This window comes from Pseudomonas sp. CFBP2511 (genome assembly GCF_030209255.1).
Classification (GTDB): Bacteria; Pseudomonadota; Gammaproteobacteria; order Pseudomonadales; family Pseudomonadaceae; genus Aquipseudomonas; species Aquipseudomonas avellanae.
Genome location: NZ_JARVSI010000022.1, coordinates 52246 through 70726 on the forward strand (window position 1 = coordinate 52246; position 18481 = coordinate 70726).

General features: G+C 56.8%; 19 protein-coding genes and 1 pseudogene. 7 read left to right on the top strand and 13 right to left on the bottom strand.

What is annotated here, in order from left to right:
• Nucleotides 1–46: 46 nt before the first annotated feature.
• The 7 genes from QRN38_RS18160 to QRN38_RS18190 all read right to left on the bottom strand — a co-directional run bounded on the left by QRN38_RS18160 (nt 47) and on the right by QRN38_RS18190 (nt 6983).
• Nucleotides 47–793 carry an HAD-IB family hydrolase gene (locus tag QRN38_RS18160; protein ID WP_057418274.1) on the bottom strand — a complete coding sequence of 249 codons (747 nt, stop codon included), beginning with the start codon at nt 791–793 and terminating at the stop codon, nt 47–49.
• Complete coding sequence (locus QRN38_RS18165) at nt 794–1744, bottom strand: HpcH/HpaI aldolase/citrate lyase family protein (RefSeq protein WP_005770562.1); 951 nt, start codon at nt 1742–1744, stop codon at nt 794–796.
• The gene (locus QRN38_RS18170; RefSeq protein ID WP_057418273.1) at nt 1744–2838 is read right to left on the bottom strand and encodes a cysteine protease StiP family protein; all 1095 of its coding nucleotides are present in this window, start codon (nt 2836–2838) and stop codon (nt 1744–1746) included. The genes QRN38_RS18165 and QRN38_RS18170 overlap by 1 nt, the downstream gene beginning before the upstream one ends.
• On the bottom strand, nt 2831–3589 hold the full coding sequence (locus QRN38_RS18175; RefSeq protein ID WP_005770566.1) for an HAD family hydrolase: 759 nt from the start codon (nt 3587–3589) through the stop codon (nt 2831–2833). Before QRN38_RS18175 ends, QRN38_RS18170 begins: the two co-directional genes overlap by 8 nt.
• Nucleotides 3582–4715 (bottom strand): phosphoribosyltransferase domain-containing protein, encoded by a 1134-nt coding sequence (locus QRN38_RS18180; protein ID WP_057418272.1) that lies wholly within the window; start codon nt 4713–4715, stop codon nt 3582–3584. Before QRN38_RS18180 ends, QRN38_RS18175 begins: the two co-directional genes overlap by 8 nt.
• A 66-nt stretch (nt 4716–4781) precedes the next feature.
• Nucleotides 4782–5930 (bottom strand): trypsin-like peptidase domain-containing protein, encoded by a 1149-nt coding sequence (locus QRN38_RS18185; protein ID WP_007246125.1) that lies wholly within the window; start codon nt 5928–5930, stop codon nt 4782–4784.
• 54 nt (nt 5931–5984) lie between these two features.
• Nucleotides 5985–6983, bottom strand: a complete 999-nt coding sequence (locus tag QRN38_RS18190) for an ATP-grasp domain-containing protein (RefSeq protein ID WP_024668369.1) — start codon at nt 6981–6983, stop codon at nt 5985–5987.
• A 120-nt stretch (nt 6984–7103) separates the two neighbouring features.
• Here QRN38_RS18190 and QRN38_RS18195 point away from each other — a divergent pair, with 120 nt between their 5' ends.
• Nucleotides 7104–7649, top strand: a complete 546-nt coding sequence (locus tag QRN38_RS18195) for a DUF1523 family protein (RefSeq protein WP_003383227.1) — start codon at nt 7104–7106, stop codon at nt 7647–7649.
• Between the two features lie 44 nt (nt 7650–7693).
• Here QRN38_RS18195 and QRN38_RS18200 read toward each other — a convergent pair whose 3' ends face one another.
• From QRN38_RS18200 to gstA, 3 genes and pseudogenes are all read right to left on the bottom strand, one after another.
• Entirely contained in the window at nt 7694–8101 is a 408-nt protein-coding gene (locus QRN38_RS18200) for a PIN-like domain-containing protein (protein ID WP_057418271.1), read from the bottom strand.
• The gene (locus tag QRN38_RS18205) at nt 8098–8790 is read right to left on the bottom strand and encodes a DUF433 domain-containing protein (protein WP_007246128.1); all 693 of its coding nucleotides are present in this window, start codon (nt 8788–8790) and stop codon (nt 8098–8100) included. Before QRN38_RS18205 ends, QRN38_RS18200 begins: the two co-directional genes overlap by 4 nt.
• 240 nt (nt 8791–9030) lie before the next feature.
• A pseudogene (gene gstA / locus QRN38_RS28035) lies at nt 9031–9652 on the bottom strand (glutathione transferase GstA).
• A 158-nt stretch (nt 9653–9810) separates the two neighbouring features.
• Here gstA and QRN38_RS18220 point away from each other — a divergent pair.
• Nucleotides 9811–10167, top strand: a complete 357-nt coding sequence (locus QRN38_RS18220; RefSeq protein WP_057417281.1) for a winged helix-turn-helix transcriptional regulator — start codon at nt 9811–9813, stop codon at nt 10165–10167.
• 82 nt (nt 10168–10249) lie between these two features.
• Here the strand turns inward: QRN38_RS18220 and QRN38_RS18225 are convergent, their stop codons facing one another.
• The 3 genes from QRN38_RS18225 to QRN38_RS18235 all read right to left on the bottom strand — a co-directional run bounded on the left by QRN38_RS18225 (nt 10250) and on the right by QRN38_RS18235 (nt 13496).
• On the bottom strand, nt 10250–11536 hold the full coding sequence (locus tag QRN38_RS18225; RefSeq protein WP_057417282.1) for an oligosaccharide flippase family protein: 1287 nt from the start codon (nt 11534–11536) through the stop codon (nt 10250–10252).
• Nucleotides 11537–11644: 108 nt separating this feature from the next.
• A complete protein-coding gene (locus QRN38_RS18230; RefSeq protein WP_081025387.1) occupies nt 11645–12883 on the bottom strand; it encodes an O-antigen ligase family protein in 1239 nt (412 codons plus the stop codon).
• Between the two features lie 229 nt (nt 12884–13112).
• The gene (locus tag QRN38_RS18235) at nt 13113–13496 is read right to left on the bottom strand and encodes a pilin (RefSeq protein ID WP_080395286.1); all 384 of its coding nucleotides are present in this window, start codon (nt 13494–13496) and stop codon (nt 13113–13115) included.
• 225 nt (nt 13497–13721) lie between these two features.
• On the opposite strand from QRN38_RS18235, the gene pilB reads away from it, so the two are divergent.
• From pilB to yacG, 5 genes are read left to right on the top strand one after another with little or no spacing between them, the layout of a single operon-like run.
• Nucleotides 13722–15416: a type IV-A pilus assembly ATPase PilB gene (gene pilB / locus QRN38_RS18240; protein WP_057418269.1), complete on the top strand. Its 1695-nt coding sequence runs from the start codon at nt 13722–13724 to the stop codon at nt 15414–15416.
• 2 nt (nt 15417–15418) lie between these two features.
• Entirely contained in the window at nt 15419–16636 is a 1218-nt protein-coding gene (locus QRN38_RS18245) for a type II secretion system F family protein (protein WP_003381202.1), read from the top strand.
• Nucleotide 16637: 1 nt separating this feature from the next.
• The gene (locus QRN38_RS18250) at nt 16638–17510 is read left to right on the top strand and encodes a prepilin peptidase (RefSeq protein ID WP_057418268.1); all 873 of its coding nucleotides are present in this window, start codon (nt 16638–16640) and stop codon (nt 17508–17510) included.
• Complete coding sequence (gene coaE / locus QRN38_RS18255) at nt 17507–18130, top strand: dephospho-CoA kinase (RefSeq protein WP_057418267.1); 624 nt, start codon at nt 17507–17509, stop codon at nt 18128–18130. The genes QRN38_RS18250 and coaE overlap by 4 nt, the downstream gene beginning before the upstream one ends.
• The gene (gene yacG, locus QRN38_RS18260; protein ID WP_003381207.1) at nt 18127–18336 is read left to right on the top strand and encodes a DNA gyrase inhibitor YacG; all 210 of its coding nucleotides are present in this window, start codon (nt 18127–18129) and stop codon (nt 18334–18336) included. Before coaE ends, yacG begins: the two co-directional genes overlap by 4 nt.
• The last annotated feature ends 145 nt before the right edge of the window (nt 18337–18481 follow it).

Genomic DNA, 18481 nt, shown 5'->3' on the forward strand with positions numbered 1-18481 from the left:
TTTCGCTCCATGTGGTCGTCGGAATACGGATAAAAGTGTTACAGCCTTACCGTGTTGGCCCGTCTTTGCCATCAGGATTGTGTAACTTGGCGTTAACGGGGCCTTTATAACGGCCTCGACGCCACGTCGGATGGAACAATCGCCAGTGCGCATCCTGAGCAGCGGCAAGCAATTCGTGATCACCTCGCGTGTCGCCCCAGGCGCGAACCCGGAACTGCGTCAGCGGCCCGTAAACGCTTTCAAGACGCGCCACCTTGGAGTCGCAACGGCAATTACTGCCCTCGATCAAGCCGGTCAACTTGCCGTCGATGACTTCCAGATTGGTGCCGATCAGCTCCACTTTCAAGCGATCAGCAAAGGGTTGCAGGACCATAGCAGGCGATGCTGAACAAAGCGTGACAATGGCACCCTTTTCGATTTCAGCCGCGATGGACTCAAGCGCAGCAGGGCGCATCAGGCGTTTCCAGTGCGAATGGCAGAAGGCTTCGGCCTTCTGTTGCAGCCACTGCGCTTCAACGCCGCTCAGAAAAGCCTTGATCAGCCGGCCTTTGAGTTCGTCACGGCTCAGGCGCTTGGTCAGGTAGCCAAGGCTGGGCAGCACCAGCCGCGCCATGCGTACGGAGAAAACACGTTGCCCGAAGGCGAACTTGAGAAACGGAACAAAGCTGTCGTGCCGGGTAATCGTCCCATCGAAATCGAACACCGCCAGCAAGCGTTGTTCCACTTCGATTTCAAGATCAGGTCCTACCGGTGCAAGATCAGGTTCTACGGTTTCAAGGTCAGGTTCTATCATCTAGCTAACTGCCTCAGCGAGTCGAATGCTGGCATCCATGATCGAAGCGGGTGTGGGTAACACTCCGTGCCATTTGGCGCGCTCCATGATGTGGGTTGCCCACTTATAGTGGGTGGCCGGTTCACACATCGCATCGTTGTACTTGAACACGGCGGGCGCCACAGAGTTCAAAATCATCCGGGCGGAGTTCATGTCCTCCAGACTGACGCGTAGTGCATTCTGAATGATATTGACCTGCGAGGGGTGAATTGCCGTCTTGCCGACCAACCCATTGGTAATATCGAGCGCCAGTTCCTGTTCCAGAATGTCTGGTGTGGCGAGCTGTTCGAACACCGGCGCGGTGAGCGCAAAGCCCTGCGCGCCCATCACCCCCGCCAGCATCGGGATCACATAACCCATCGGGGTTGAATACAGGGTCATGGCCGGATTGCGGCGCAAGCCCAGGCAGCCCATCAGGTCATTGCCACCGATGCGCAGAGCGATGATCCGCTCGTGCAGGCTGGCTTTGAGCGCCTGCCCCAGCTCGACCATGGCCGTCGGGTTGAACACTTCCGGGGTTTCCAGTGTAGGCATCAATGCCAGCGCAGGGTTGGTAACCGCCTCCTCCCAGCTCGTCAGACTTTTCAGCGACAGCTTGGGGACAACGAACCCGTCAACGTGGGCCATCAACGGCCAGTCGTTGAGAATACGCGCCATCGCCGCATCACGCGGGCGAACGAACAGCAGCGGGCCATTGGCCGGACGACCGCCCCGATCGTGGATGCGGGTCAGCACCTGGCGCAGGTTGAGCAATGCGGTGTCGACATCGATCAGCGCGACCGCATCTTCCAGGCAGACAACCAGCGAACGCAGCTCGGGAATCTTTTCGCCGAACACCACATCGACGATGTCGTCCCGGGTAGCGGGCATGTACAACGTTGCCCCCAGCGCGTAAGGCGAGAATAAGGCCATTAGCCGAGACTCCGTATGATGGTCACCGCCCGGTAGGGGCCCAGGACATCGCCGACTTCTTCAACGGGGATGCCCGCTTTTTGAGTCAGGTGCAGCAGCAATTGCACGTCGCTGTCAGCCAGATTGCGCACCAGCACGTGATCCGGCACGCGGCGCATGACTGCCCGTGTGGCTTCGGCAATGCCCGGCTTGACGCGATTCAGGTTATTGACGTCGAAGCGCTCGGCCAGCGTGTCGATCACCCGGGATGCCGCAGCCTTGAGTTCGCTTCGCTGCTGAGGCGTCCAGGGTGCCAGCGTCAGCGCACATTCTTTCTGACGACGCTGGATGTCGATCTGTTCAATAAAACCGCGTGTAACGTCATGCGCCTGCAAATGCTCATAGACCACGCAACCATGCAGCCCGCCGTCGGTCGGCCAGATAGAGCGCGACACCAGCCCGGACACCGTTGCACCCAGAATGCCGGACGGAATTACCCAGTCTTCTGCAGACGCCGCCAGCCAGGCGCTGCCGCATGGATCGGCGAGCACCACCAGGCGCGGGTCCTGGGGAAAACGTGTATCGCCCGCCAGGCTGCGGCGAATCTCACCGGATATCGCGCCTTTGCCGGTCCAGCCGTCAACAAACACGATGTTCTGCGCGCCGTGGGCCTCAATGATGGCCTCCAGCGCTACGGTATCGATGCCGCGATCGCGGACAATGCTGATGCCGTAGTGATGCGTTTCGCGATCAAGGTCAATCAAGGCCCGACGCAACAGCACACCGAGCGGCAAACCGGCGCGCACGAATGACACCAGAATAATCGGCGAGCCGTCGCATTCATGATCGAGCGCCTGCACCAGCGCCTGCACATCAGCAGCCATGCGCGCGCCGTTCTGGCTGAGTGCCAGCTCGTACAGCGCCTGGTGGGCAGCGCTGGGCGCGGATTCCTCGCTGATCATTTCCGAATAGTGCTTTTGCCGCGTCTGGATCAGGCGTTCCTTTTCCTCGACGCTGGTGGTCTGCATGTCGACGCTACGCAACAGAAAATGCACGTCGTCGCTCAGGTAGCTGCCGCTGCCGACCGTGTCGAGCCCGTGAACGGGATCACTCATGTGCTGCTCCGACAAACATTTTCGCCAACTGGCTGCGCGCAGGCGTCGCCCACCAGTGACACTCATCCATGAAACCCAGGTCGGTGATGCTGTCGCCAAAACCGAGCACCGGACGTTCGCCATTGATCGCCAGGTCACGACGCAGCCATTCCTGCACGGCGTAACGCTTGGCCAGCCCCTCGGGCAGGAAGGCCAGATTGTTGCCGTTACCGTGGATGTGCATGCCGTCGAGCAAGCCTCGGGCCTGCATTTCGGCGAGCACCTTGGTGAGGATGCTGTCATCGCTTTCGTTGTGCTTGGTCACCACGTAATGAAACAACTGTGCCTCTTCAACCACCCAGCCACGCAGTGAAAAGCCCATCTCCTGACCGATTGCCAGCGTGGCGGCAGACAATTCATGCAGCCGCGACTGATAGCTGGCCAGAGTCTGCTTCATCTGCTCGTTCCAGTCAGGGTCCAGTCGCCCCATGACATCGAGCATCACGCCGCCATGCGAACAGATCGCGCCGGCAGTGAACGGCAACTTCACCCGGCTGTAAGCCTCTACACTGCGCGCGGTCACCGGCACCACATCGGCGTGCGCCAGTAGCCAGTGCGCGAAGGACTTCTGCACGTTGGTCATGTAGCCGTTGGCATTGCCGCTGATATCCAGCGTTGCGACGTGCTTTTCAATGTCAGCCGGTGTTTTGCGCGCGGTCTGGAACAGGGTGTCGTCCAGATCGACGAAGATCAGCGGGCGGTCGTTACTCATCGCAAATCACCTCGGCGTTCAGCGCTTCAATCAGCTCGGCGGGTACGGCCTGCCTGGGGGTTTCGGTACAGATCAGCACTCGGTCAAACTGACCCGGTCGCACGTTGTAAAGAAAGTTGGGGATGCCCAGCCCGTAGTTGTCCGAGAACGACAGCGCGTGATCGATGGCATGCCCCAGCGCAATCGGCGAACGGCTGGTGGAGCTGAAATGCACATCAGCCCCGGCTTTTTCCAAGCGCTCGGCCAACAGAAACGGACGCCAGACAAACTCGCTAGTGCCAACCACCAGAACACGCTCGCCTTTGTTTACCGTAAGGCCAGGCGCCAGCGTATCGGCAACCGCCAGCACGCCCATGCGCCCCCAGTCGTTGGCGGTCAGCAACGGCCAGTCGCCCATCGCAACGGTGCCGACTTCCGGCATGTCCGGCAGCGGCGCGCTGACGTCCTCGTCAAAGGAATACGAGCCCTGCAACAGCGACACCTGCTCAGCCACCGCGCCCATCGACGTGCTGACCGCACCTGCCGACCAATCAGTGAGCACGCAGGTCACCACCCGCTCGATCTTGCTCAGCCCGGCCTCGACCAGCGCCTGATGCAGATTGATGAACGTCTTGCCCGTCGACGCTTCGTCATCGACCAGCACCAGCGAACGTGCACCGAGCATCATGTCGCGCAGCGCAGGATCGGCAGGCAAGTGAATCAAATGCGCGCTGGCGTGGCTGTGCTCTTCTTCAAAACGGGCGAACAGCTCGGTGCCGGTTGGATGGCGCGTGCTGACCAAGTACAGCGCATCGGAACGCGTTTCGCTGTAGGCACGGTGCACACCGGCACCCAGGCCCACGGCCGTTTCGGCCATACCGATGACCAGCACCGGGCCTGGCAGGTCTACCGGAATCTTGTGCGCCAGGTCCTGAAAACTCTTGAGCATCACGCTCGGGCGCGCCGGGATATGACGCCCGAGCACCCGCGAAACGAACAGAAACGCGCGTTTGGGATTGCGCCGCTCGGCGAAGCCGAACAGTGAATCCGGGGCAATGGTGGACGAATCGACGCTGACGTCGAGGCGACCACGAAGCAGATCAGCACGAAGCTTTGTAGGGTTGGAAAAAGCTGCGCTGCTGTCCATCGATATATTCCTGATTAGCGGGGCCGCGGCCCCTGGCGCCTGCAACATGGGCAGGCAACACCGACTTCATTGGCGAGAGGCTTCGACGAGCCATAACGATGACTGGAAGGTGCGTGAGATTTCTGTGGTGGTGTACGACCTTTCCGCTCGGGCATGCGGCGCATCGATGCGGCACGCCTGTAGAAAGGACATCAGCAGTGCGGATTTCACTGCAAAATTCATGTTTTGCCCGTCCGGTACCGTGGACGTCACCATGCCGATGACTGCGCCGCCGTTGTCGAACAACGGGCTGCCGCTGGAACCGGGCTGAATGGGCGCGGTGAACTGGAACAGGCTGGCGTCGTTGTGCAGGCCGAACAGTCCGGAAATACCGCCCTGCGTCACCTGCAACCCGCCGCCGGAAATGGACGCCAGTGGGTAACCCAGCACCGCCACCGTATCACCCGGTTCACAGCCCTGCCCTTCACGGAAGGTAACCGCAGACAACGGCGGCGCGCCTTGCACCCGCAGCAAGGCGATATCGTTGCGGCGGTCGATCACCACCGCCTCGGCCTTGTAGCGGCCTTCCAGCGAATTGATATAGAACACGCCCATGTCTTCGATGACATGCGCGCAGGTCATGACGTGCGCCGGCCCGACCACAAACGCGGTGCCGGTGGCCGACTCGTGCCGTGGACCACCCGCCGGCCCACCCGACCCGCCAGACGGACGACGCGGATGACGATCGTCCACTTCCAGACCGATCTTGCGGCCGAACGCCGACAGCCCATACGCCGAGCCTTCGCTCAGCGCGCGAAATTTCCATTGGTCGTTGCGCTTGTAGAACTCGCCGATGATGATCGCTGCTTCGCCGTTATCGCGCAGGTCCAGGCGATGCTCGATATTGGCATCCACTTTGAGACGCAGGCTGGCAAAATCGCGGATCGGGCCCATCGCGGCGTACACGTAAACCATCAGCAATACGCGATCACTGCCCGCCGGGAGCCTGTCCAGCTTGAGCGTGCAGCCAACATCCTGAGGGCCGCCGCTCCACTCCATCCAGCTCTGTTCCTGATGCAACAGCGCCGGGTCGCCCATGGGCTGGCGTTTTTCGTTGACTGCCAGCAGCGCCACGGCGGCGTATTCACCGAACACCGAAGATGTACCGCTCTCCAGGTTCCAGGAGCAGTGGGCGTTAGCTAAAGCAGTGTTTGCACCTGGCGCCAGAAGCTGCATGCCCGATCCTCCTTGATAAGAGCGATTATTGATAGCAAAAATCTATTATCCTGATCAAACCGTAGCCCGTACAGCGACCGTGATGGCCTTGATGCAGATATCCTCAAGCCAATGTGTTTCCGGTTCTTTCAAGCCGAGACGCCGCGCGGCGAAAATGCCCGGCAGGTTAACGCCGGTTTCACGCGTGTAACCGATCCCGCCCGAGTAGCGCGGGTTGATTTCCAGCAAGCGCGGCGTGCCGTCAGCGTCGTCGCGGGTCTGCACATTGATCAGCCCGTCACAGGCAAAATGCTCAGCGGCTCGCACCGCCAGTTGCACGGCTTCGCTGTCGCGTTCAAATGTCTGATTCAAACCCACCTTGCGCCGCCCGACAAACGCGACCGCCTTGCCGTGTTCGCAGACCATGTCCACCGAGCACTCGTTACCCGGCATATAAGGCATGAGCAGCATCGCCGGGCGCTCATCGGCCTGACGATAGGCATTAAGGTACGCCTGAAACGTCGTTTCGCGCGCATCCGGGTTTGCGAAACAGCGAAAATCGTCGACATCGGTCTTGAACCGCCAAAAACCACGGCCATAAATCCCGACTACCGGCTTGATACACACCTCGCCCGAGACCGACAGCGCGTCATAGGCCGCTTGCAGCTCCTCGGTGTTGCAGGCAGTGATTGCCGGGATACACGCCAGCCCCGCTGCCTCGGCCGCCGCCGTGAAACGACTCTTGTCATCGACATCCAGAAACGTTTGCAGGGACGTTCCGCCAGTGACGAGGTCCAAGCCTTCGGCGACAAAACGAGCACGCTGCGCTTCATAAATGCCACCGACCCGCCCGGCGACGATCGTCTTCACACCCAGCGAGCGAGCGGTTTCAAGCACCCAGTCGATGCGCTCTTCATTGTCGAGCGGCTCTTGCAGCGCCACGTCGGCCTGCCCGGTAATTTCGGAGCGTTGCTGACGATGGGACGCAATAATTTTCACCGAAGCAGGCAGCGCATCACGCGCACCGATGATCACTTCACGCTGGCTGGATTGCCCTTCAAGGAACCAAATCATGTCAATCTCCGGAAGACTGCGCCGCTTGAAACGGCCTTGTCGAATTTTGTAATAACTGTTTTGCTTCGAATACGTTCGGATTAGGGCAAAGTCACGCAATTTTAAACAGAGGACGCTGGTATGAAGTGGCTTAAAAGGTCGATTTGGCTTGTGGTATTCGTTGCACTCGGGATCGGCGCATTAAGCCTCTACTACGTCCTGCCGCGCCATGATGTCGTGATGATCACCGGCGTGGAAGTCAAAAGAATGGACGCCGACGGCGTGGTCAACGCCGAAAACCCGGCAGACGGCCCGACCCGTGACGTGTACTTCATCAACACCGAAGACCCGGACACCAAGAAAGTCGTGGTCTACCGCAACGAAGACACCGCCTGGAGCTTCCCGTGGTACTTCAAATTCGACTCCGCCGACATCCAGGCCAAAGCCCAGGGCTACTCACGTGATGCACAGCAACTGGCGCTGATTCGCTATTACGGCTGGCGGATAACGATCCTGTCGATGTTTCCTAACGTGACAGAGATTGAGGCTGTGACGAGTCGTGATCAGCCGTTTCCGGTTTTCAATACGGTGTTTTTTGTGGTGGTTGGGTTGCTGGTGGTGATTGTGGTGGTTGGGGTTAGGAGGAGGTTTCGCAGGCAGCCGCGGGTTGATGGGACGCCTCGGTAATTCTTGTACCTTAACCGTTAAGAAAAGCCCGATCTGTGATCGGGCTATATTTTGAGTTGCTGGAACTTGCCTGTCGCAGAGAATCTCCACGGCACACGAAACGCTGCGCCGCCTTTTACCAACAGAGCCGGCTCGGTAATTGATGGCCACCACCGGACCAGATTCTCCGCCTTGTTCCAGTAGTTCATTTGCCCCCACTGCCTGGCAAGGCAGAAGATCGGGAGGCCGCATTCCCTGAATGCAAAGCGCTCAGCGTCTCCCTTGGAGAATTTATCCTGTGAGACGACTGCCCACCCGCCTTCTTTTTTGAGGTGGGTGACCCAGTCAATATCTGCAGCGTTTGCAGGAAACCTTTCGCGCAACGAGACTACAGAATGGCCTTCACATTTGGTCAACTCGTTAAGCGCTCTGGCAATAGCAGGCGGCAGATTGTTATCAATCAGAAAATTCAAGCCGCGATCCTGTGCTCAAAATTGACTGCGGCTTCCACTGCTGCTGGCGGAATCTCATAGAGTAGTGCCACGCGCTTCGCGCTCTGACCTTCAGCCAGATAGGAATGGTAAATAGCGGCGGTGTCGATTCCGGTGATTGTCAGTACTGGTTTGCCGAAGTTTCTTGCAGGGTCCAACACCACCGCCTTGCTGCGCTTGACCGGATACCAACGTTTTGCCGACTCTTCACCAGCGTAATCAATGCCCTCATACAGCGACGGGGTGATGACCTGTTTGAAGGCATATTGTCGCTTGACCAGATCCAGCAGCGCCTCGTCGCCGGTTTCGTCCAAAACGGTTGCAAATATATCCCGCCCGTCGGTTTGAAAGCGTCTGCACGTAAACGGATAGCGCTGGCCGAACATCTCTCGGGCTTGTAACGAAGCGCTGCGGATCGCTTGCAAGCTGACGCCATGCTGGCGAAACGCATGGACAAAGCGAATTTCCAGCAGGTCGTGGAAGCCGAGCAGCTTGTCGTCAAGAAATGCAATTTCCGGAGCCCAGAGGCCTGGATGTTCAACCCCTGAGGCGCTGTAGCCAAACATCCATCTACGAATGTCCTTTGCCGGAATGCCGGTGTATGAGGACGCTTGCGAAGCGGTGTACAGCCCAACGCCGAGGAGGCGACTGGGTGATGCGGTGGTGTTCATAGCCCCTCCCTTTATGTGTGGAGTCATCAGGTGGGTGATTCTGGGCTCGATTCGGATATCAATCAACGGGCGTTTTGGTCACCAAAGTGGATTAGGAAGTGGCCTAACGTAAAAGCTGAAACGTCCTACGATGCGACCGCGATAACACCGAGCAATCGAATCAAAACGCCCCCGGCGGAGCACATCCACCGGGGGCGTTATCGTTTCGACAGGTGAGTCTGGCCTGGGTTTTTAGCGGGCTCAGGCCTTATTGAACAGTTCGGGCAAACCTTCCGCTTTCAGTACCGCCTTGACGGATGGACGCGCTTCGACTCGAGCCATGAACGCTTGCAGAGCAGGCAGCGCTTCCAGCGAAATGCCAAAATTGACAGACCAGCGGGTTACCGCGAACAGGTACGTGTCGGCAACGCTGAAGTCATTACCCAGCAGGTAATCACGACCATCCGCCAGCAGGCCATTCAGGTAGGTTTGTTTGGCAATGACCGGGCGCTGGCCGTCGGTGGCATCGGCCCCTTTTTGCCAGATAGAAAAGCGGTGTCCATGCCTTGTGATATTCAGCGGCCAGGTAATTGAGTATCTCCTGCAACCTTGCACGCGCAAGCGTGCCATTGGCTGGCACCAGCGCTGGTACGAAGTGGTCGCCCAGATATTGCAGCACGGCAGCGCCTTCGGTCAGAACAGCACCGTCATCCAGCCCCAGCGCAGGAACAGCCCCTTTGGGGTTGATCGCGTAATAGTCTTCGCCGGATTCAAGCGTGTGCTGGCGCAGGTTCACCTTGACCAATTCGTGAGCGACACCCGCTTCGTGCAACACGATGTGAGCGCCGAGCGAGCAGGAACCAGGCGAGTAATAGAGCTTCATAAGGACGATTCTTCCGGTGGTTGAGAATGAACCGATCCTAGCACCCGGATAACTTTTGTATAGCTGGTAACTTAAGGTTACTCTCATTCTCCGGTTACCGTTCTGTAACCTGGTTACGCGCTGGAAACTCGCGATCCGACAAAGGAACACCCCCGGCAATGTCATTGAAAATGCGCAAAAGCAAAGTCAACCATCCCGTACCTGAGTGCGCGGTGGCAGCGTGCATGTGGTTGCTGGGCGGCGTCTGGACTCCAAATCTGCTGTGGAGTTTGAGTGGCGGGCCTCGGCGATTCGGCGAACTGCGCGTCGACATCCCCGGTATTTCGGCAAAGATGCTGTCGGTAAGGCTTAAAGAGATGGAAGAGAAAGGTGTGGTGGTTCGGACGGTGCTGGCGACCTCGCCGCCTTCTGCGGAGTACAGTCTTTCGGAGCTGGGGCTGGAGTTGCTGCCGGCGATTGAGGCGATTGCAAAGATTGGGTATCGGTTGAGGTTGGAGCAGGAGGTTGGGGGATAAATACTGGATGCTTGAACGCACTGCATACGTTTATGGCTTTATAGCTTCCGGCCCTCGGCGGAATGCCTCCAATAAAAGGGCCTTATCGGGCAGAAGTACCAGAACTGGCCGCGAGCATACCGCCTAACAACAGACAGAGAGTAAGTATCGCCTCTGAGGAGACGGTTGCCCATGCCGCTCCCAGAGCTCCATACAGCGGGACAAGCCAGGCGTTAAGGCACACGTTTACCAGTAACGAAAATGCAGCGCTGATCAAGAAAAAACGCTCTCGATGAGTTGCGACTGCGCATTGCGTAAGAACAAAGTTTGGGAGAGCGAAGAACAACGAAATCGACAACCAACCCATGATCGGCTGCGTTTCATCTACGTAAGCACTACCGAAAAGCAAGCCAACCCCCCATCCGCCTGACATCCAGCCCCCACCCGCCAGCAATGCCCCAATCGCAAAAGCAATCAGTATCGCCTTGCGACTGAAATTAACGCTACCGCCGGGCGTCTCCGCCAGATGCCGCATGCGTCGGAACATGACTAACGCTACGGGAGTTGCCAAGAGCATGACACCGTCGATCAAACGGCAAGCAACGGCATAGGAACCCACCTGCGGGACATAGCCCAGCACGCTATGCAAAATGACGATGTCTACGCGGTGGTAGATCGTTGTAAGCAGGTCTAGTAACAGAAAGACGAACGCGCTGCGGTAAGCCCATACAGGCAACACCAAGGGCGCTTTGATCAGCACAGGCAAATCTCGCCGAAACCAGACGAATGTCAGCAGCAGGCCAAGTCCCCAGGCAGAAAAAATCGCTACGGGTGTAAGGCCGAAGATAGCTATGCTGGACAGGATCATCAGCGCGCTCAGACTCCGAGCACAAACCTGAAAAAACGCGTCCTTAGAAAACTCTCCCGCGCCTTTGAGCCAGGACGATAACCATGTAACCAGTGTTATTGCGCCGAAGCAGAACACTGCCGCAGCCAGCGCCACACCCTCTACCCAGCGGGAAGCCAGGCAGGCGAGCAGCATCAACACCAGGCTGCTGATCACAAGATGCAATAACGCCTGGCGCGGCAACGTTTGATTCAACGCCTGCAGGGCTGCCGTAGGAGAAGCTCGCTCACGTAGAAAAAGGGTTTTAAGTCCCGCGTCCTGAATCAGTGCCAGAAACATGGCGAGAACATAAATGTAGGTGTAAGCGCCAAATGCGTCCGGCCCCATGCTTCTCGCCAGGAGAACCGAGATTCCAAGCGACATCGCAGCGCCATAAATCGTTGACATCCACTGAACGATCAGAGGACTGCCTTTCCTCAACAGAGAAAATACCGAGAAATTCGATGGAGTTTCAGTGCCCTGTAAAGGCATCTTTGCAGCCATTGAATACTCCGAAAGAAAATACTTTATCTACCGCTTACCAAGACTAGTCTCTACCCACTCGTCTCAGGATTGAGCCTCGTACACAAAATGCTAGCACAGGTGTCGTAGTCATCTTGCGGGAGGTTGCGCAATAACGCCCTGCATCCAGAAGCGAGGAAGGTATCGCCCACCGAAATCTTCACTAAATTGCTGTCTGCGTGTGTCCATGTCGGGTAGGTCGCGAACAATGGTGTAGAAAATCATGCCTGTCGCAAGCGTCAGGCAAAGCAGCCAAGCACGACTGAGCGCAACACTGGCCGGACGAGGGGCTGTTTGCCATTCATGCAACGCCAGCAGCCAGCCTACAATGATCGCCAGCCAGAGTTGCGAATAGGGCATGACGATCACGCCGTCGACCATCGACTGGGTCAGGGCACCAACAAGACTGGCGAACAGGCACAAGCGCATCAGGTCAACAGGCTCAAGAGACAGCGCACGCTTGTGCAATAGCACCGCGGTGGTGCTCAACCCATATAACGCAAGGCCTGCCACGCATAACGTCGAGGGGATTCCCCATTCACAGGCCCATTGCAGAATGGCCTGATGTGGGTGCGCCGCCACGGCATTCCATATATCAGCGAAATGCATGGGACCAAACCCAAGAAGCGGGCGCTGTTTGATCATTTCCCATGCTTGTTGCCAGAGAATTTCGCGTGCGGACAGCGAGGTCGTCAGGCGGTCGCCTGCGAAATTGCTGACTTCGATACCCAGCAGGCCTGGTAGAACGCTGAATAGCAGACTGAACAGCAGGAGCCCTGTCGAGGCCGCGCCCAGTTGCCACCCGGCCCAGCGGCGTCCGGCACGCCCGAGGCAAAACGTTACGGCAACCGCAGCCGCCATGCCCAGCCATGTGCCGCGAGTACCGCCACTGATCGCGATCATCCACCAGAGGCTGGTCAGGCAGAACAGGCTGACCTTGATCGAGCGTCGTGTAGAGGTCAGTAGTAGTGGCAGCACCAGTAAGGGCAGTGTGAAGGTCTGGAATTGGCCGTAAAAGCGCTTGTTGGAAAAACCGTCGAGTAGGAGGTCGGTGTCCAGGGTAGGGGCTAGACTTAGGAATGCTGCTGCGGCAGCCCCAAGAAACTGGGTTGTTTTAAGTAAGCAAATTAGAACAACGAAGCCCATAAATAGTTGATCAAGCCGAACACCGTAAAACTTTCGTTGCAAAGCGAATGCGTAGCTGATACCGCAAGAAAGCAGCAGGACGGACAGTTCAGTTAACGCCCAAAGGGGACGATGAGCCATGAGACTGGAGACGAACCCCATCACCACAGCACTAAAAAAAAGTAACTTTACCTGGGAAGACATAGTGCAAAAACTTAACTGTTTAGCCGAATATTTTAACAAGAAAAAAAGTGATGAAAAACCAATAAAAAACTGTGAAACCCTCTGACAATCATGTCCAGAAAACCCATAAAAACATGAACTAACTATCAAAACAGCACAACAGCAAAGAAAGAAAATCATGAAATCCCACTGAAACTTTTTTTACAAAAAAGGCGCCACAAGCGCCTTTCTCATTGCAGCATACTGGTTATTAAGAAGCTGCCCCTGTACAGCCACTAGGTGCAGCAGAGACCGGGACGACTACGCATTGCCAAGTCACACTACCACCAACGACTGTTGCCGCGGGGAAGGTTGGTGTGAGCCTAACTGTAACAGCCGGAGTAGTTCGGCTAACTGAAAGCACACCAGACCCAGTGCAGTTTGCAATAGTACCGCATACGTCTGCGGCAGCCGAGCCATTGGAGTAATTCTCTGCTACCGCCAACTTGGCGGAATCCAAGCCAGCGAGCAGAGCAGAGGCCTGCGCGCGCAACGTGTAGTTTTGATAGGAAGGAATGGCTACCGCAGCCAAAATCCCGATGATCGCAACAACGATCATCAGCTCGATCAACGTAAAACCTTTTTGTGTTTGCATGCGTACTTCTCCAGGCGTCAATAAGGTAGTGCCTTGACTAAGGAGAAGCATAGCCCGTGCCAATATTGGGTGAGTCGCTAACCACCGGTTCAACTCGCTTCACTTACGATCGGGCGCCATCAGAAATCAGCAGAAACTGACAATTTTTGTCATATGGCTCACTGCCAATTGGCAGCATCGCCTGACTAAGCTATAACCCTCACATTGTCTGTGTCTGGTGGTTATATGTCTGATGCTGTCCTCACCGGTTTGGCCAAACAATTGGTCCTGGCCGAGCTACTTACTGAAACCGCTGCGCAGCAGGCTTACCAACAGGCACGCCGCGACAAGGTTTCACTGGTGAGCTATCTGGTCCAGAACAAACTGGTCAAAAGCCTGACGCTTGCAGAAATGGCCTCTGACCAGTTTGGCGTGCCCTTCATGGACCTTGCCGGTCTGGACAAGGAAAGCCAGCCCAAGGGGCTGGTCAGTGAAAAGCTGGTCCGTCAGCATCATGCGTTGCCGCTGTGGCGACGCGGTAACAAGCTGTTTATAGGCATCTCGGACCCGACCAACCACCAGGCCGTCACAGACATACAGTTCAGCACCGGCCTGAATACCGAAGCGATTCTGGTTGAAGATGACAAGCTGACCGTTGCCATAGACCGTTTTTTTGACACTGAAAGCGGCCTTGGCGAGTTGGCAGACATCGACCTTGGCCTTGATATCGAGCCTGCGAGTGACAAGGAAACGTCGCTGGCAAATCAGAGTGATGCCGATGATGCCCCGGTCGTGCGCTTCGTCAACAAGATGCTGATGGACGCCATACGGCTCGGTTCGTCCGACCTGCACTTTGAACCCTACGAAAAGATCTTTCGCGTGCGCCTGCGTACCGACGGCATTTTGCATGAAGTGGCCAGGCCACCGATCCATCTGGCCAACCGGATTGCTGCACGGCTTAAGGTAATGGCCAGTCTCGATATCTCTGAGCGGCGCAAACCGCAGGACGGCAGGGTCAAGCTGCGAGTGTCAAAAAACAAAGCGATCGACTTCCGCATGAACACGCTGCCCACACTGTGGGGCGAGAAGATCGTGATGCGGATTCTCGACCCGACCAGCGCGCAGATAGGTATTGATGCACTGGGCTACGAACCGGAGCAAAAGGCGCTTTATATGGAGGCCTTGAAACTGCCCCAAGGCATGATTCTTGTCACCGGCCCAACCGGGTCAGGCAAAACCGTTTCGCTATACACCGGTCTGAACATTCTCAATACTGTAGACATCAACATTTCCACAGCTGAAGACCCGGTAGAGATCAACCTGGAGGGTATCAACCAGGTCAATGTCAATCCGCGACAGGGCCTGGACTTTTCCCAGGCATTGCGTGCCTTTCTGCGTCAAGATCCCGACGTGATCATGGTTGGAGAAATTCGAGACCTGGAAACGGCCGAAATTGCCATCAAAGCCTCGCAAACCGGTCACATGGTGTTATCGACCCTGCACACCAACAGCGCTGCAGAAACCCTGACTCGCCTCCACCATATGGGCGTCGCAGCGTTCAACATCGCTACGGCAATCAACCTTATCATTGCCCAGCGGCTGGCACGCAAGCTATGCAGTCATTGCAAGAAAGAACTCGACATACCTCGTGAAACACTCATACGAGAGGGCTTCCCGGAAGAAAAGATAGGTACGTTCAAAATCTACGGCCCTGTTGGCTGTGAGCATTGCAATGGCGGCTACAGGGGCAGGGTCGGGATCTACGAAGTAGTCAAGAAAACACCTGAACTGGAACGCATCATCATGGAAGAAGGCAATTCGCTGGAGATTTCCAGGCAGATGCGAAAGGACGGCTTCAACGATTTGAGGACCTCCGGCCTGTCGAAGGCCATGCAAGGCATCACCAGCCTTGAGGAAGTTAACCGCGTGACCAAGGATTAAGCATGGCCAGCAAGGCAGTTAAAGTCAGTACTTACACATGGGAAGGTGTGGACAAGAAAGGCGGCAAACTCAGTGGAGAAGTGAGCGGGCACAACCTCGCGCTCGTGAAGGCTCAGTTACGCAAGCAAGGAATCAATTTCACCAAGGTACGTAAAAAGCCCGTATCGATTTTTGGCAAAGGTAAGAAGATCAAGCCGCTGGACATCGCATTCTTTTCCCGGCAGATGGCTACCATGATGAAGGCAGGTGTGCCACTGCTGCAGTCATTTGACATCATTGCCGAGGGTGCAGAAAACCCGAACATGCGTGCGCTGGTCGGCTCTCTAAAGCAGGAGGTTTCAGCAGGGAACAGCTTTGCGACGGCTCTGCGAAAGAAACCGGAATATTTCGACGACCTGTTCTGCAACCTAGTCGATGCAGGTGAGCAAGCGGGGGCGCTCGAAAGCCTGCTGGACCGCGTGGCGAGCTACAAGGAAAAGACGGAAAGGCTAAAGGCCAAAATCAAGAAGGCGATGACTTATCCTACCGCAGTATTAATTGTTGCTTTTATCGTGTCAGGCATTTTGCTGATTAAGGTCGTTCCGCAGTTCCAGTCTGTTTTCGCTGGTTTTAACGCAGAATTACCAGCATTCACGCTGATGGTCATTGCCCTTTCGGAAGTCGTTCAACAGTGGTGGCTGGCAATAGTTGCGTTATTTTTTGTCAGCTTTTTCATGTTCAAGCGGGCTTACAAACAGTCTCAAAAGTTTCGTGACAGCCTCGACCGCTTCCTTCTGAAAGTCCCCATTATCGGACCACTGATTTTCAAGTCGTCCGTCGCGCGCTATGCGCGGACCCTTGCGACAACCTTTGCCGCAGGTGTCCCGCTGGTGGAGGCACTTGATTCGGTCGCCGGCGCCACCGGTAACGTCGTATTCAGGAACGCAGTCAACCAGGTCAAACAGGATGTTTCCACGGGTATGCAATTAAATTTCTCGATGCGTTCAACAGGTGTATTTCCAAGTCTGGCGATACAAATGACAGCAATCGGCGAAGAGTCCGGTGCGCTTGATGCCATGCTCGATAAAGTCGCGACCTACTATGAAGAAGAAGTCGACAACATGGTCGACAATATGACCAGCCTGATGGAACCGATGATCATGGCGATACTGGGTGTCATCGTCGGCGGCCTGGTTATCGCCATGTACCTCCCCATCTTCAAACTTGGAAGCGTCGTCTGAAATGCCCCTCCTCGACCTCCTGGCCAGCTCTCCCCTGGCCTTCGTCATCACCTGCTGCCTACTTGGCCTGATCGTCGGAAGCTTCCTCAACGTAGTCGTCTACCGGCTCCCAAAAATGATGGAGCGCGACTGGAAAGCGCAATCACGGGAAATGCTCGGCCTCCCTGCCGAACCGGACCAACCGGTCTTCAACCTGATACTCCCCCACTCCAGTTGCCCGCACTGCGCGCACAAGATCCGCCCATGGGAAAACTTGCCGGTCATCAGCTACCTGTTGCTGCGGGGCAAATGCTCACACTGCAAAGCCTCCATCAGCAAGCGCTACCCGTTGGTAGAACTGACCTGCGCAGTGTTGTCGGCCTACGTCGCCTGGCATTTCGGCTTCGGCTGGCAGGCGGCTGCGATGCTGGTGTTGAGCTGGGGTTTGCTGGCGATGAGTCTGATCGATGCCGATCATCAGCTGTTACCTGACTCTTTGGTGCTGCCACTGCTTTGGCTGGGCCTGATCGTTAACGCCTTTGGGCTGTTCACCTCGCTGAGCGACGCGCTGTGGGGTGCAGCGGCCGGTTATCTGACGCTGTGGTCGGTGTTCTGGCTGTTCAAGCTGGTGACGGGCAAGGAAGGCATGGGCTATGGCGACTTCAAGTTGCTGGCCATGCTTGGCGCGTGGGGTGGCTGGCAGATTCTGCCGTTGACCATTCTGCTGTCGTCACTGGTGGGTGCGGTGCTTGGGGTGATCATGATGCGCGTGCGCAGGGTCGAAAGTGGTACGCCGATCCCCTTTGGTCCTTATCTGGCCATTGCGGGGTGGATCGCTTTGCTCTGGGGTGGTCAAATAACCGACTCTTATATGCAGTTTGCCGGTTTCAGATGACTCACCCTGATCAAAAACCCTGGATTCTTGGCCTGACTGGCGGCATTGGTAGCGGTAAAAGTGCAGCGGCACAGTGCTTTATCGACCTGGGCATCGACACCGTGGATGCCGACCACGCTGCCCGCTGGGTGGTCGAGCCCGGGCGTCCGGCGCTGGAGCAGATCGCCACACATTTCGGCAACGGCGTATTGCAGGCCAGCGGCGCGCTGGATCGCGGCGCGCTGCGCAAGCTGATCTTCGAAAACCCGGAGCAGCGACGCTGGCTCGAAGCGTTGCTGCACCCGCTGATCAATCAGGAAATCGTCAGCCATCTGGCCAAGGCCAAATCGCCATATGCCATTCTGGTTTCGCCGCTGCTGATCGAATCCGGGCAATACCGCATGGTGCAGCGCCTGCTGGTTATTGATACTCCGGCACACCTGCAAATAGAGCGCACGATGCTGCGCGACAGTTCCAGCCAGGAGCAGGTCGAAGCCATTCTCAAAGTGCAGATCCAGCGTGAAGACCGTTTGCGCCATGCCGACGATGTGCTGGTCAACGACCGCGATCACGCCTGGCTGAACAGCGAAGTCGAGCGGCTGCACCACTTTTACCTTACTTTGCGTGGAGGCCAATCATGAGCCAACCAATGACCGTTCAATGCCCAACCTGCGACACCCCAGTGGAATGGAGCGCAGCCAGCCCGAGTCGCCCGTTTTGCTCAGAGCGCTGCAAACTGATTGATCTTGGGGCGTGGGCTTCTGAAGAGCATGCGATTCCGGTAAGCCCGGATGCTGAGGATGAGATGTTTTCGGGTGATTTAGAGGCTCCGCATCGGGGGCATTGATAGCCCTCAATGCGAAGGCAACTCTGATTCTGCCCAACGGGCGCCGGAGTGACCGGGGCGGAGATCCGCATTACTCACAAAGGCGATCACACAGCCGCCTGATTCCAAGCGGCTGTGATGCCCCACCACCAGAGACACTATTTTT

What these genes read in the sequence shown, in the direction of transcription:
- QRN38_RS18230 (WP_081025387.1), bottom strand. Translation starts at nt 12,883, where the DNA reads ATGTCTTCCCAGGTAAAGTTACTTTTTTTTAGTGCTGTGGTGATGGGG.
- QRN38_RS18175 (WP_005770566.1), bottom strand. Translation starts at nt 3,589, where the DNA reads ATGAGTAACGACCGCCCGCTGATCTTCGTCGATCTGGACGACACCCTG.
- QRN38_RS18250 (WP_057418268.1), top strand. Translation starts at nt 16,638, where the DNA reads ATGCCCCTCCTCGACCTCCTGGCCAGCTCTCCCCTGGCCTTCGTCATC.
- QRN38_RS18195 (WP_003383227.1), top strand. Translation starts at nt 7,104, where the DNA reads ATGAAGTGGCTTAAAAGGTCGATTTGGCTTGTGGTATTCGTTGCACTC.
- QRN38_RS18220 (WP_057417281.1), top strand. Translation starts at nt 9,811, where the DNA reads ATGTCATTGAAAATGCGCAAAAGCAAAGTCAACCATCCCGTACCTGAG.
- QRN38_RS18160 (WP_057418274.1), bottom strand. Translation starts at nt 793, where the DNA reads ATGATAGAACCTGACCTTGAAACCGTAGAACCTGATCTTGCACCGGTA.
- QRN38_RS18180 (WP_057418272.1), bottom strand. Translation starts at nt 4,715, where the DNA reads ATGGACAGCAGCGCAGCTTTTTCCAACCCTACAAAGCTTCGTGCTGAT.
- yacG (WP_003381207.1), top strand. Translation starts at nt 18,127, where the DNA reads ATGAGCCAACCAATGACCGTTCAATGCCCAACCTGCGACACCCCAGTG.
- pilB (WP_057418269.1), top strand. Translation starts at nt 13,722, where the DNA reads ATGTCTGATGCTGTCCTCACCGGTTTGGCCAAACAATTGGTCCTGGCC.
- QRN38_RS18165 (WP_005770562.1), bottom strand. Translation starts at nt 1,744, where the DNA reads ATGGCCTTATTCTCGCCTTACGCGCTGGGGGCAACGTTGTACATGCCC.
- QRN38_RS18170 (WP_057418273.1), bottom strand. Translation starts at nt 2,838, where the DNA reads ATGAGTGATCCCGTTCACGGGCTCGACACGGTCGGCAGCGGCAGCTAC.
- coaE (WP_057418267.1), top strand. Translation starts at nt 17,507, where the DNA reads ATGACTCACCCTGATCAAAAACCCTGGATTCTTGGCCTGACTGGCGGC.
- QRN38_RS18185 (WP_007246125.1), bottom strand. Translation starts at nt 5,930, where the DNA reads ATGCAGCTTCTGGCGCCAGGTGCAAACACTGCTTTAGCTAACGCCCAC.
- QRN38_RS18205 (WP_007246128.1), bottom strand. Translation starts at nt 8,790, where the DNA reads ATGAACACCACCGCATCACCCAGTCGCCTCCTCGGCGTTGGGCTGTAC.
- QRN38_RS18225 (WP_057417282.1), bottom strand. Translation starts at nt 11,536, where the DNA reads ATGGCTGCAAAGATGCCTTTACAGGGCACTGAAACTCCATCGAATTTC.
- QRN38_RS18245 (WP_003381202.1), top strand. Translation starts at nt 15,419, where the DNA reads ATGGCCAGCAAGGCAGTTAAAGTCAGTACTTACACATGGGAAGGTGTG.
- QRN38_RS18190 (WP_024668369.1), bottom strand. Translation starts at nt 6,983, where the DNA reads ATGATTTGGTTCCTTGAAGGGCAATCCAGCCAGCGTGAAGTGATCATC.
- QRN38_RS18235 (WP_080395286.1), bottom strand. Translation starts at nt 13,496, where the DNA reads ATGCAAACACAAAAAGGTTTTACGTTGATCGAGCTGATGATCGTTGTT.